Annotated in this window: 12 protein-coding genes; 8 read left to right on the top strand and 4 right to left on the bottom strand. The window is 47.9% G+C overall.

Translation table 11 applies throughout. From position 1 onward, the window contains the following. Window positions 1–19 precede the first annotated feature (19 nt). The 4 genes from AT687_RS06285 to mptB form a co-directional block, all read right to left on the bottom strand. Complete coding sequence (locus AT687_RS06285; RefSeq protein ID WP_014303445.1) at window positions 20–958, bottom strand: COX15/CtaA family protein; 939 nt, start codon at window positions 956–958, stop codon at window positions 20–22. 80 nt (window positions 959–1,038) lie between these two features. Next, window positions 1,039–1,836 carry an ABC transporter permease gene (locus AT687_RS06280; RefSeq protein WP_003851576.1) on the bottom strand — a complete coding sequence of 266 codons (798 nt, stop codon included), beginning with the start codon at window positions 1,834–1,836 and terminating at the stop codon, window positions 1,039–1,041. 2 nt (window positions 1,837–1,838) lie between these two features. Then, window positions 1,839–2,792 carry an ABC transporter ATP-binding protein gene (locus tag AT687_RS06275; RefSeq protein ID WP_014303444.1) on the bottom strand — a complete coding sequence of 318 codons (954 nt, stop codon included), beginning with the start codon at window positions 2,790–2,792 and terminating at the stop codon, window positions 1,839–1,841. A gap of 24 nt (window positions 2,793–2,816) precedes the next feature. After that, window positions 2,817–4,706, bottom strand: coding sequence for a polyprenol phosphomannose-dependent alpha 1,6 mannosyltransferase MptB (mptB, locus tag AT687_RS06270; RefSeq protein WP_014303443.1), 1,890 nt, complete (start codon window positions 4,704–4,706; stop codon window positions 2,817–2,819). A 506-nt stretch (window positions 4,707–5,212) separates the two neighbouring features. Here mptB and AT687_RS06265 point away from each other — a divergent pair. The 8 genes from AT687_RS06265 to AT687_RS06230 all read left to right on the top strand — a co-directional run bounded on the left by AT687_RS06265 (window position 5,213) and on the right by AT687_RS06230 (window position 13,171). Beyond that, the gene (locus AT687_RS06265) at window positions 5,213–5,869 is read left to right on the top strand and encodes a helix-turn-helix transcriptional regulator (RefSeq protein ID WP_014319116.1); all 657 of its coding nucleotides are present in this window, start codon (window positions 5,213–5,215) and stop codon (window positions 5,867–5,869) included. After that, a complete protein-coding gene (gene sufB, locus AT687_RS06260; RefSeq protein ID WP_014319115.1) occupies window positions 5,866–7,320 on the top strand; it encodes a Fe-S cluster assembly protein SufB in 1,455 nt (484 codons plus the stop codon). The genes AT687_RS06265 and sufB overlap by 4 nt, the downstream gene beginning before the upstream one ends. Before the next feature lie 2 nt (window positions 7,321–7,322). Beyond that, on the top strand, window positions 7,323–8,498 hold the full coding sequence (sufD, locus tag AT687_RS06255) for a Fe-S cluster assembly protein SufD (protein WP_014319114.1): 1,176 nt from the start codon (window positions 7,323–7,325) through the stop codon (window positions 8,496–8,498). Window positions 8,499–8,526: 28 nt separating this feature from the next. Next, complete coding sequence (sufC, locus tag AT687_RS06250) at window positions 8,527–9,285, top strand: Fe-S cluster assembly ATPase SufC (RefSeq protein ID WP_014319113.1); 759 nt, start codon at window positions 8,527–8,529, stop codon at window positions 9,283–9,285. After that, window positions 9,285–10,565, top strand: a complete 1,281-nt coding sequence (locus AT687_RS06245; protein ID WP_014319112.1) for a cysteine desulfurase — start codon at window positions 9,285–9,287, stop codon at window positions 10,563–10,565. The genes sufC and AT687_RS06245 overlap by 1 nt, the downstream gene beginning before the upstream one ends. 3 nt (window positions 10,566–10,568) lie before the next feature. After that, a complete protein-coding gene (gene sufU / locus AT687_RS06240; protein WP_014319111.1) occupies window positions 10,569–11,018 on the top strand; it encodes a Fe-S cluster assembly sulfur transfer protein SufU in 450 nt (149 codons plus the stop codon). Continuing rightward, complete coding sequence (locus tag AT687_RS06235) at window positions 11,015–11,443, top strand: metal-sulfur cluster assembly factor (RefSeq protein ID WP_014319110.1); 429 nt, start codon at window positions 11,015–11,017, stop codon at window positions 11,441–11,443. The genes sufU and AT687_RS06235 overlap by 4 nt, the downstream gene beginning before the upstream one ends. Before the next feature lie 96 nt (window positions 11,444–11,539). Next, a complete protein-coding gene (locus AT687_RS06230; protein WP_014319109.1) occupies window positions 11,540–13,171 on the top strand; it encodes an ABC-F family ATP-binding cassette domain-containing protein in 1,632 nt (543 codons plus the stop codon). Window positions 13,172–13,180: the final 9 nt, after the last annotated feature.

Genomic DNA, 13,180 nt, shown 5'->3' with positions numbered 1-13,180 from the left:
ATTAGATCCGCAAATAGATCTAAACGCTCACACGTTGCTTGCCCTCTGCCCACAAGAATGCGCAGAACGCGACCACAACAGAGCACATTCCAATATGGACAGGAACAGTCCAACGTGGGACTCCGAGGCGGTATTGAATGACACCAATAAGCGCTTGAATGATAATCATGAGGATAAGCATCCAGCCCACGTTTTGGGCTCGCTTAGGCGCCATTTGAAGTGCTAATCCAACAACAAGCAGAAGCGTAAGTGCTAAGTAGACATACATCGACCAAGCATGAACATGGGCCATCCAATCGATATCGACGTCTAAACGGCCTTCCATGCCAACGCCTGAATCGCCGGAATGCACGCCTGCGCCGGTAGTCATAGTTCCAGTAACCAAAACCAGGGAAAGCAAAAAGGCACTAAAGGCGGCCAAAATTCTTAACGAACCGGCGAATGGATAAACCACTTCGCCGTCGTCAGGTTCTGCAAGTCGTACATAGAGAATAGCCGCCATCCACACAAGGAAGACAGAGGGGAGAAAGTGCACGGCAACCGCCCACCAGCGTAGGTCCAAATGGACTGAAATACCGCCGATTACAGCTTGGACAACGATGCCTAAACACTGAATCCAAGCATTAATTTTGATTTCTTTACGGCGTCCGGTGGAATAAACTGCAACAAAAACGGAAATAGCAATGCCCACGAGGACAAAGGTGAGTAGTCGGTTTCCAAACTCAATTGCTTGGTGGATCCAAGGTGCAGCTCCTTGGACGGGCACTAGGGATCCTTCATGGCAGTTAGGCCACGTGTTACATCCCAAACCGGAACCCGTTACGCGAACAATAGAACCGGTTATGGTGATGCCACCTTGAGCAAAAAGCAACGCCATGGCTAATCGGCGTTGTGTAGAAATCGTGGGTGCAAATTTTCTCGGTCGAGATATATGCGATCGAAGATCTGGGGTAGTCACAAAGCCAGATTGTACTCAGAGTTGTTTAAACATGCGGTACCGCCAGATCCGGCAAGGTAGTGGCTTATACCACTAGCATATTAGCTATTAAATTTGAACCATCGAGTAGCGCCCAAGGCACCTAGAACAAGCCAAAATAATAAGATGACGCATTCCTTGATTGGAACAATGCCTGCGAATGCTAAGGACATACCTTTACCTACTGCAACTGATGGGACAATGGACATCCAAGTGGATGACTCAGAACCGTTTCTAAATACAACAAACGACACGATGCCAATTAAGCCGAACCAAATGAGATTTGCCAATCCCAGAACTAGTTCGGATGATAGCGTTCCGCCCATCAGCAGACCGAGGGCAGTAAAAGTTGCGACTCCGAGGAAGAACACTGCCATTCCGCAAAAATAAGCGCTAGGAGTTACACGCCACCCTAAAGCGAAGGCTATGCAAGAGATCACTAAGACTTGGAGGATACTGACTGTTAAGACTCCAATAACTTTGCCCAACACTATCGTCCATGAAGGGACCCCGCTGGCACCAACTCGCTGGAGTGCGCCATAACGACGATCGAATGCTAGCGAAATTGCTTGTCCTGTGAAACCCGAACTTAGAGACGCCATCGTGAGCATGACGGGGAGAGTCATAAGCAGGGGAGTTGGTTCGTCCACAATATGTAAGAACGAGATTGCGACAATGCTAATAACAGGAATGACAAAGCTTAATAATATTTGTTCGCCATGTCGAAGAAAGAGCTTCGCTTCAATGCGTCCTTGCGACGTGAGCATTTTCAGTATTGATGCTTGAACAGGATGTGGCTCGAAAATTCCAGCTGGGAAGCGGGATACCGTGCTTTGAAAAGGCTCATTAAGTTTGGGCATCGTTAGCTCCTTAGCTCGTTTCCTGTAATAGATAGGAAGATATCCTCAAGATTTTGAGTATCTGTTGTCCAAGAGGTAATAAGCACATTTTTTTGTCGTGCTACTCTGGCTAATTTAGAAAGTGCACCTGCGAGATCAGCAGAAGCAACTCGGTAGCGTAGCGGGCGTAACTCTGAAATCGCTAGATTTGGAATAGCTGCAATAATTTTAGAGATTTCCAGCGGTGCTGCAGTAGTCATTACTGCAGTTTGTTGTCCTGGAGCAGAAGTAAGCAGCTCTTGCGTTGTGCCCGAAGTAATAATTTTGCCTCGATCGATAATTGCAACTCGATCGGCGAGCGCTTGAGCTTCGTCCATTAGGTGCGTCGTGAGGATAACGGTTACACCATCGCGCTTTAGCGATGAAATTAGATCCCAAACGACGAGACGAGACTGCGCATCCAAACCGGCAGTAGGCTCATCGAGAAACACCATTCGAGGACGTCCAATAATCGCGAGAGCTAGTGATAGTCGCTGTTGCTGACCACCCGATAAGCGTCGATATGTAGTTTTCCGAACTCCTTGAAGTCCTAATACATCTAACAACCATTCAGGATCTAATGGATTTTCACTATATGAGGCCGCCAGATCTAACATTTCTGATACGCGAATACCAGAATAAGAACCGCCGCTTTGGAGCATAATTCCGATTTGCCGGCGAACTGCGTCACCTTCAGTGGCGGGATTCATACCGAGAATTGTGACGCTGCCTGAACTTGGTTTAATGAAGCCTTCACACATTTGGATCGTTGTCGATTTTCCTGCTCCGTTGGGTCCAAGAAGAGCAAAGACTTCTCCTTGGTAAACCGACAGGGTAATACCCGCGACAGCTTGCTTTTCTCCAAAAGATTTCACCAAATTTGTTAGTGATAACACTGGTGAATTGCTTGAGGCGTGCGTTGATCCTAACTTAGTCACGAAAAGTCAGTTTAAAGCAAAATTTCATCGACGGTTGAATATCCACCGGACGAAGAGAACAAAAATAATAAAACTTGTGATTGAGCCTAAGTAAATAGAAAGGACAGTGACTGGGGGTAATGATAGGCCACGGGGAAGCACGAAGAATGAAAGAAGCGCGGAATACCCAATAACGGTATATCGGAATAAACGTCTATTAGCCCAAGCTGCGAGTGGCAAAATTGCCCAAAGCATGTACCACGGATGGACTACTGGGAAGCAGATGACAAGGATGAACGTCGATACGCCCAAGCCTCCAATAGCGGCTATTCGACCAACATATGTTGCGACTAGCATTCGGACCATGGCTGCTAAAGCTACAAAAATGCCGGCGGCGCGGGTGACTACTAGGATCGCTTCTGTGTGATCGCCTAAGCCTAGAAGCATTCCAAACCAGCCGAAGATGACACCAATTGCTGTCGAGATAGACATCCAACTCCGAATAGAGACGGCCCCGCCTTGTCCCGTTACCCATCCCAAGCTAATTCCTGAAACGAGGGTAACAAAGGCGATACTGGCCACAAATCCGACAAAATGCAAAGTTGTGGATATGCTCAGCGCTTTCCAATGATTAAAGCCATGAAGATAAAGTGCTCGAGCAAAAGCCATTCCGATAAAGCCTAGCCCGATAAAGCCCGTAACTTTTACCATGCCGGCCGATGAAATCATGGTGATGGACAAAAAGAGGAAAAAAGCTACCAAGCCGTAGCGTTCTAGAGATAGCAAGGTGCAAGCGCGTAGACCCACTTCAAACCCAGCTAGTAGCAAACCCAATAGAATTGCCTCATTGTGAATACCACCTACAAGGTGCAAGATAGTCAGCGGGTTTAACAAGCCGAGCCACAGGGCTGCTTGCGGAAATACACGGCAGCGAATTGCCAGTCGTGAAATTGCCCAGCCCGCTAGGGCGATACCAGCAATCGATAGTGCCCGATGGCAAAATACGCTCCACACTATAGAATCATCGGTCACAATGCTGATTACTTTGGCAAGACCTAAAGCAACTGGACCATATGGTGATGGCGAATGCGCCCAAATAAAAGGAACACTGCGAGCTAGAGGGTTGTCTGCGCCTAATAAGTCTACTGGCCCAGCTGAATAAGGATCGAGCCCTAGTTTGAGAATTCTTCCATTAGCTATATAGGAATAGATGTCTTGAGTGAACATGGGTGCACTCAATAAAATCGGAAGACTCCAAGCTGCAAAAGTGCGTCGTAAGAGAGAAACACTCACTAACGTCTGGGAGTGGCGACTGTGGTGGTTGATTACTCCTACGAAAGGCGCCATTAAAAGCCAAGCCACCACAATAAATCCTACGCCGATGAAGCACATAATCATTGAGGTCTGCAACATCCGAGACATGAGCGAACCGGCGGGAAAACCTGTGTAGGGATTGCCTACTACGGGAAGGGCGCCTGCCCCCAAGCCGCCGAGACCAAGCAGTAACGCTCCAATTGTTCCTAGCCATCGAATCCGCGCAAAACGGTGCAGTTCGGAAAAAGTCAGTGTCGACCCCTTGGTGCCTGGGGAGCGTAGTACCGATCGCACAGCGCTATGCGATGCACTGGAATCTGCGATGAGGTCTGTGCCAGTGGCCGTATTAATAAAGGTGGATCCACCTTGATATGGATCGTGTGGTCCCAGTTTGGTGGGAACATCTGAATAATCACCGGTACTTAGCATTGTTGCTCTTGATCCGGAGCGGCCTAATCGTGGAAGTTCCTCACGAAATGAGCTCCACAGGTGTTTCAGAATATTCTTCACACCGAAGATCTTAGCGGGTGGATACTGGCTACCAATGTTGTAAATGGGGTGTTGGTGGAAAGGGGGCTCAGTGCAAAATTTCCTAGAAATAGCCGGATTTTTAAAGGGCATTCAGAAGGGGGGTTACCCCCGTTCACATCTTGTTGCATGAGTGCAGGCTAGCGGTCGTTCGTATCTCATTTGGAGTCCAATGCTGTCGGTATTTTAGAAAAATATGGATAAATGGACTCAATGAGTGTTGTGGCTTGGTAGTGAGAAATCTACATTTTTGCTGGCCTTTGGAAAATTATCGAAATACATGGGGCTCAGTTAAAAAATCAGTCACCTTTCAACGCTATTGAAGAACTGTGTCAATAGCGTTGAAAGGTGCGGGAGAAATGCCGGTTAGGGTGGGCTAACCTGCACTTTTGTGAGTTATGGCTATTGGCGGAATGAATAACGTCATATTAGTGTTGCTAAATGGTATCTAAAGTTTATTGGCCCTCAAGTCCCGTAACGATGGGACCATTTGGGGATTGATTTTCAATAGAAACTATTCGGAATAGGAGGTGAACGACTTGGCTCCCGCTAAGAAGGTTGAAACGCGAAGCACTGATGGTGAAACGCGTCGACATATCATGCTGATTATGTTGAAAGAAGGTCCAGTTACTGCAACACAACTGGGCCAGCAACTCAAGCTCTCTGCCACTGGAATCCGCCGTCACCTAGATATTTTGCTGGATGAGGGATTCGCTGAGATCTCTTCCGTCCGACGAGGGGCATGCGAAAAAAGTCGTGGACGACCTGCAAAAGCGTTTAAATTAACTGCATCGGGGCGTTCCCAATTTGGTCACGAATACGATTCATTGGCCGCCGACGCTCTCGCAACCCTGAAAGAATCTGGGGGAGAAGCAGCAGTTCGTGCTTTTGCACGAAAGCGTGTCGAAAAAATTCTCGCAGATGTCCATGTTCCAGACAATATTGACGACAACCAACTGGCTGAAGTAGCAACTCAATTGGTTGAAGCCTTTAGTAACAACGGATATGCGGCGACCATTAATAATGCCGCGAACGGAGTTCAGATCTGTCAGCACCATTGCCCGATTTCGGGAGTTGCAGCAGATTTCCCTGAGCTTTGCGAAGCAGAACATGAAATGATCGCAAAAATTCTCGGACACCATGTTCAGCCCTTGGCCTCAATTGCGGATGGGCATGACATCTGCACGACAAACATTCCGATAACCCCAATTCTGACTCCCCGAAAAAATACTCCCACTGAAAGGAGCGGTTCATGACCTCGGCATCGCCAAAGACAGATGTGAATACAGCGAAAGCACCATCAACTGACGAAGAGATCATTAAGTCAATGGGACCGTATAACTACGGTTGGCACGATTCCGATGAAGCTGGAAAGAAAGCTCGTCGTGGACTTGATGAAGACGTCGTTCGCTATATTTCTACACAGAAAAACGAACCTGAATGGATGCTCGAGCAACGTCTTAAGGCATTAAACACTTTTGAAAAAAAGCCGATGCCGACGTGGGGCCCTGATCTTTCTTACATCAACTTTGATGACTTTAAATACTACGTCCGTTCCACGGAAAAACAGGCAACTACATGGGACGATCTTCCTGAAGATATCAAGAACACCTACGACAAGTTGGGTATCCCAGAAGCCGAAAAACAGCGACTTGTGGCCGGCGTAGCCGCACAATACGAGTCCGAAGTGGTCTATCACCAAATTCGTGAAGACCTGGAGACCCAAGGCGTAATTTTCTTAGACACTGATACAGCACTAAAAGAACATCCAAAGCTTTTCCAAGAATACTTTGGAACGGTCGTGCCTGCAGGTGACAACAAGTTCTCTGCTCTTAACTCGGCTGTATGGTCTGGCGGATCCTTTGTCTATGTTCCTAAAGGTGTGCATGTGGAAATCCCGCTGCAGGCTTATTTCCGAATCAACACTGAGAACATGGGACAGTTTGAACGTACGTTGATCATTGTTGACGAAGGCGCATACGTCCACTACGTAGAAGGCTGTACCGCACCGATCTACCAGTCAGATTCTTTGCACTCTGCGGTCGTAGAGATCATTGTGAAAAAGAATGCACGGTGCCGATACACCACAATTCAGAACTGGTCGAATAACGTGTTGAATCTGGTGACACAACGATCCAAGGTCGAGGAAGGTGGCACCATGGAATGGGTCGATGGAAATATCGGCTCAAAGGTCACAATGAAATACCCAGCAGTTTGGATGGTTGGGCCACATGCGAAAGGCGAAGTCTTGTCCGCTGCTTTCGCAGGTGAAGGACAAATTCAAGATACTGGAGCCAAAATGCAACACATGGCCCCTTATACATCGTCCAACATTGTGTCAAAGTCAGTGGCTAGGTCGGGTGGACGTGCAGCTTATCGTGGACTTGTGCGAGTTGCAGCAAATGCACACCACTCAGTGTCAAACGTTGAATGTGACGCATTGCTGGTCGACAATATTTCCCGTTCAGATACGTACCCGTACAACGACATTCGAAACGACCACGTTTCTCTTGGCCATGAGGCGACTGTATCCCAGGTTTCAGAAGAGCAGTTGTTCTATTTACAGTCGCGAGGCATCGCGGAGGACGAAGCAATGGCCATGATCGTGCGTGGCTTTGTTGAGCCGATTGCAAAAGAACTCCCAATGGAGTACGCACTCGAACTCAATCGCCTGATCGAATTGCAGATGGAAGGATCGGTGGGCTAAACATGTCGACAAATAAAGCCGCAACCGTACACAACAATAAGGGCGACCTTTTTAGCTCTTTTGACGTTGAAGATTTTGATACGCCACATGGCAAAGACGAAGTATGGCGATTCATATCGCTTCGTCGTCTCAGAGGCCTGCATAATGGTCGTTTTGTGCAAGCTGTCCCTGCTGAAATTGCAATTGATGCACCTGAAAATGGAGTGAAAGTCGAACGCGTTGCAAAAACAGACGCGAAAGTAGGACGGGCCGGTGCACCAATTGATCGGGTATCTGCGCAGGCCTTCACAAGCAGTGAGGACGCTCATGTAGTGACTATTAATCGTGATGCCGTAGTCGCAGAGCCCATTAAAATTTCTGTTACCGGTCAGGGCAATGATGTCACTTCATTTGGACATATTGTCATTGATGTTGAAGCAAATGCTGAGGCACTTGTAGATCTGCGTTATACAGGTACTGGCACCCATGCCGATAACGTTGAATTCCTCATCGGTGACAACGCACGTCTCACAGTAATTGTTGATGCATCTTGGGATAACACTGCGGTACACCTTTCGGGGCAGCAAGCGGTTTTGGGACGAGATGCAGTTCTTCGTCACAACGCGGCAGTTTTCGGTGGCGAAGTAGTTCGCCTCGTTCCCCGTGTGAAATTCACACAGCCAGGCGGAGATGCCGAGATGCTGGGTGTCTACTTTGCTGATGATGGACAGTACTTTGAACAACGCTTGTTAGTAGACCATGCTGTTCCACAATGCCGTTCGAACGTCCTTTACAAAGGCGCAATTCAAGGCGATAAAAACTCTTCGCTTCCCGACGCTCACGCAACATGGGTCGGTGACGTACTGATTCGTTCTGGTGCTCAGGGCACAGATACATACGAGGCCAACCGCAACCTTGTTTTAACAGATGGGGCACGTGCCGATGCAATCCCAAACTTGGAAATTGAAACTGGCGATATTGCAGGTGCCGGACATGCTGCTACGGTGGGTCGTTTTGACGATGAACATGAATTCTACCTTCGATCTCGTGGTATCCCGCAAGATGAAGCTCGTCGCCTCATCATCCGTGGTTTCTTCTCAGAAGTAATCAACAGGATTCCAGTTGATTCAGTTCGAGAAGACTTAGAAAATCGTGTGTCAGAAGAACTCAAGACCTTCCAGAAAAGTCGAAACGCCTAATATCTACAAACGGAAAGCACATCCCACTATGAGCACTCTTGAAATTAAAAACCTCCACGCCCAGGTCGTACCCGCTGATGAAAGCGCAGCGCCAAAGCCAATTCTTAAAGGCGTAAACCTCACTATCAAATCGGGTGAAACTCACGCCATCATGGGACCAAACGGTTCTGGTAAATCTACCTTGGCATACACATTGTCGGGTCATCCTCGCTATGAAGTTACTGACGGCGAAGTACTACTCGATGGCGAAAATATCCTCGATATGGACATCGATGAGCGTGCACGTGCCGGCCTTTTCTTGGCAATGCAGTACCCAACCGAAATTCCTGGTGTCTCGATGGCCAATTTCTTGCGTTCGGCAGCAACTGCCGTACGCGGTGAAGCTCCGAAACTGCGTGAATGGGTTAAAGAAGTAAAACAAGCCCAGCAGGATCTAAAGATTGATAAAGCCTTTAATGAGCGGTCAGTCAACGAGGGATTCTCTGGCGGAGAAAAGAAGCGTCACGAAGTGCTACAACTTGATCTTTTGCAGCCTAAATTCGCTGTGATGGATGAAACAGACTCAGGTCTTGACGTGGACGCATTGCGCATTGTTTCTGAAGGAATCAACCGTTACCAAGAAAAATCTAACGGCGGTATTTTGATGATTACTCACTACAAGCGCATTTTGAATTATGTTCAGCCCGATTTTATCCACGTGTTTGCCAATGGCCAGATCATTACCTCCGGCGGTCCAGAGCTAGCTGATGACCTAGAAGCAAACGGCTACGACCGGTTCTTGGCATAATGCACACACAATTCGTTACCAAGGCTGGGGAACTTAACTCTGAGGCTATCCGCGCGGAATTTCCAATTCTGGCGCGGACGGTACGTGGCGATAAGCCACTGATCTATTTAGATTCTGGAGCTACATCGCAGCGTCCACTGCGCGTGTGGAAGGCCGAAGAACAATTCGTATTACATACGAATGCTCCGGTTCATAGGGGCGCATATCAACTGGCAGAAGAAGCTACCGACGCATACGAAGAAGCGCGAGATGCCATCGCGAGCTTTGTTGGTGCTGATGGCTTTGAGCTTGCTTTTACTAAAAATGCCACGGAAGCACTTAACTTAGTGGCGTATTCGCTTGGCGACGACCGAGCTGGGCAGTACCAAGTAAAAGCTGGCGATACAGTGGTCGTGACTGAACTTGAGCACCATGCCAATCTCGTCCCGTGGCAAGAATTGTGTCGTCGCACTGGTGCGACGCTTAAATGGTACAAGGTGGCTCCTGATGGCCGTATCGATGTAGATTCATTAGAACTTGATGAATCAGTCAAGGTAGTAGCTTTTACTCATCAGTCCAATGTGACCGGAGCTGTCGCGCCGGTCGCTGAATTAGTCAAGCGAGCACGAGCAGTAGACGCACTTGTAGTTTTGGATGCTTGCCAGTCTGTTCCACATATGGCAGTCGATTTTCATGCTCTCGACGTAGATTTTGCCGCGTTTTCAGGGCATAAGATGTGTGGTCCCTCTGGTGTGGGAGCATTATATGGCAAAGCAGAAATCTTAGAAAAGCTACCACCGTTTTTAACTGGTGGATCTATGATTTCTGTGGTGACTATGGAAGAAACTACATTTGCCGATATTCCGCAGCGATTCGAAGCTGGTACTCAGATGACGAGTCAAGTAGTCGGCTTGGGCGAAGCCGTAAAGTTTCTGTCTGAAATTGGTATGGATAATATTTCGCGTCACGAACACGAAATCACGAAGTACGCCCTAGAGAAACTTTCGAAGATCAAGGGACTAGATATATATGGTCCTCGTACAGCTGAAAGCCGCGGGGCAGTAGTTAGTTTTGCGGTAAAGGGAATACACCCTCACGATCTAGGCCAAGTGCTTGACGATCATGGCGTGTGTATTCGTGTAGGCCACCATTGTGCTTGGCCAGTACACCGTGAACTTAATGCGCAATCTACGGCGCGGGCTTCATTCTATTTTTACAACACTATCGACGAAGTTGATCGCTTAGTAGAGGCTATCGAAGCTGCAAAGAAGTTTTTCGGAGTGAGTGAGGAAGGGAAGTAGGTCATGAATCTGGAATCGATGTATCAAGAAGTAATTCTTGATCATTATAAGAATCCTCTTCATGCTGGTCTGCGGGAATCTTATGATGCAGAAGTGCATCACGTGAATCCTTCCTGTGGTGATGAAATTACACTTCGTGTTCACTTATCGGAGGACGGATCAACTGTACAAGACGTATCTTATGATGCAGAAGGTTGCTCTATTAGTCAGGCATCGACATCTGTTATGGCAGAAGAGATCGTTGGTCAGTCAGTTGCCAAAGCGCTAGAAAAACTTACCGAATTCGAAAAAATGGTTACTTCACGTGGCAAAGAAGAAGGCGATGAGGATCTGATTGGTGACGGAATTGCGTTTGCGGGTGTTTCAAAGTATCCAGCTCGTGTCAAATGTGCATTGCTGGGTTGGAAGGCTTTTCAAGCAGCAACGTCAGAAGCATTGGAAGGGAAAGCATGACCGAATCAAATGGTAACTCTGAAATGACAACTACAGAGGGCAATACTGGTCCAGTAGTAGAAAGCAGCTTGGCCCCTTTAGCAGGACGACCGGAACAAAGTGAGGATGATATTGCTAAAGCCTCTGATGTTGAAGAATATCTTCGTGATGTTATCGACCCAGAGCTTGGCATTAATGTTGTCGACTTAGGTCTGGTTTATGACATTTGGATGGAAGGTAGCATCCATGCGCATGTGAACATGACATTGACTTCTCCTGCGTGCCCGCTAACAGATGTTATTGAAGATCAAGCGGAATCTGCGGTGGTAGGAAACAAAGTTGCGGAAACATTAACCATCCATTGGGTCTGGATGCCGCCTTGGGGACCTCATATGATTACTGAAGATGGCCGTGAACAGTTGCGTGCTTTAGGATTTTCCGTATAACTATAGCCAAGACGATTTTCCCTTCGCAGGTGTCCGTACTTTGACATGGACACCTGCTTTTCTTTTGTTTACTTAGCGTTGATAGGATAACCCGTTGTGATTGTGACCAATGATTTCGAAGTTCGCGTCGGTGCCCGCACTCTCTTGAATGCCCCAGGGCAGCATTTGAGGGTACAGCCCGGTGACAGAATTGGTCTGGTTGGACGAAATGGTGCTGGTAAGACCACGACGATGCGAATTCTCGCAGGCGAAACTCAGCCGTATGGTGGCATTGTCATCCGTTCCGGCGATATTGGGTACCTACCTCAAGATTCTCGTGAAGGAAACATAGATCAGACCGCGCGTGACAGAGTCCTATCAGCTCGCGGTTTGGATCAGATTCAGGCATCCATGGAACGTCAACAAGAAATCATGGAAACAACAGAAGATGAGAAAAAGCGTGATGCTGCGATCCGTAAATACTCGCGGTTGGAAGAGCGCTATCATGCACTCGGCGGATATGAAGCTTCCTCAGAAGCCGCGAGAATTTGCGATAATCTTGGTTTGCCAGCACGAATTTTGGATCAGCCTCTGAAGACACTGTCTGGTGGTCAGAGGCGTCGCGTGGAACTCGCGCAGATTCTTTTTGCTGCTTCAGCTGGCTCTGGAAAATCTAAGACCACGTTGCTACTTGACGAGCCTACTAACCATCTCGATGCAGATTCCATTACATGGTTGCGTGATTTTTTGAGTAAACACGAAGGTGGTCTCATCATGATTTCCCATGATGTAGAACTCCTAGATGCCGTGTGTAATAAGATTTGGTTTCTAGATGCTGTACGCGGGGAAGCAGACGTGTACAACATGGGGTTCGCCAAGTACAAAGATGCGCGAGCGACTGACGAAGCTCGTAGGCGTCGTGAACGTGCCAATGCTGAAAAGAAAGCTGCGGCGTTGAAGGACCAAGCAGCAAGACTTGGTGCGAAAGCGACGAAGGCTGCGGCCGCTAAACAAATGCTGGCGCGTGCAGAACGTATGGTGGGAAGCCTTGACGATGTGCGTGTCGCGGATAGAGTGGCGCACATTTCTTTCCCAGAGCCCGCACCATGTGGAAAAACCCCGTTAAATGCAAAGGGCCTAACTAAAATGTACGGTTCTTTGGAAGTTTTCGCTGGTGTCGATTTAGCGATTGATAAGGGATCGCGAGTAGTAGTTCTTGGTTTCAATGGCGCAGGTAAAACTACGTTGCTCAAGCTCCTTGCTGGCGTGGAAAGAACTGATGGCGAAGGTGGAATCGTTACTGGGCACGGTTTGAAGATCGGCTATTTTGCCCAAGAACACGACACCATCGATCCTCAAAAGTCTGTGTGGCAAAATACCATCGACGCCTGCCCAGGTGCAGGTGAACAGGATCTTCGTGGACTTCTCGGAGCTTTCATGTTTTCGGGTGATCAACTAGAACAACCAGCTGGAACATTATCTGGCGGTGAAAAAACTCGTTTAGCGCTTGCCGCATTGGTGTCTTCACGAGCAAATGTTTTGCTTCTCGACGAGCCTACTAATAACCTTGATCCTATTTCTCGTGAGCAAGTTCTCGAAGCCTTGCGTACATATACAGGTGCAGTCGTACTCGTTACGCACGATCCGGGTGCAGTGAAAGCGCTTGAACCTGAACGCGTAATCGTATTACCTGATGGTGATGAAGATCTTTGGAGCGAAGACTACATGGAAATTGTCGAATTAGCCTAGTTTTAACTG

It is taken from the genome of Corynebacterium diphtheriae (assembly GCF_001457455.1).
In the GTDB taxonomy this organism is placed as follows: domain Bacteria; phylum Actinomycetota; class Actinomycetes; order Mycobacteriales; family Mycobacteriaceae; genus Corynebacterium; species Corynebacterium diphtheriae.
The sequence above is the reverse complement of the archived record's forward strand: the minus strand, read 5'-3'. Positions and strand labels throughout refer to the sequence as shown.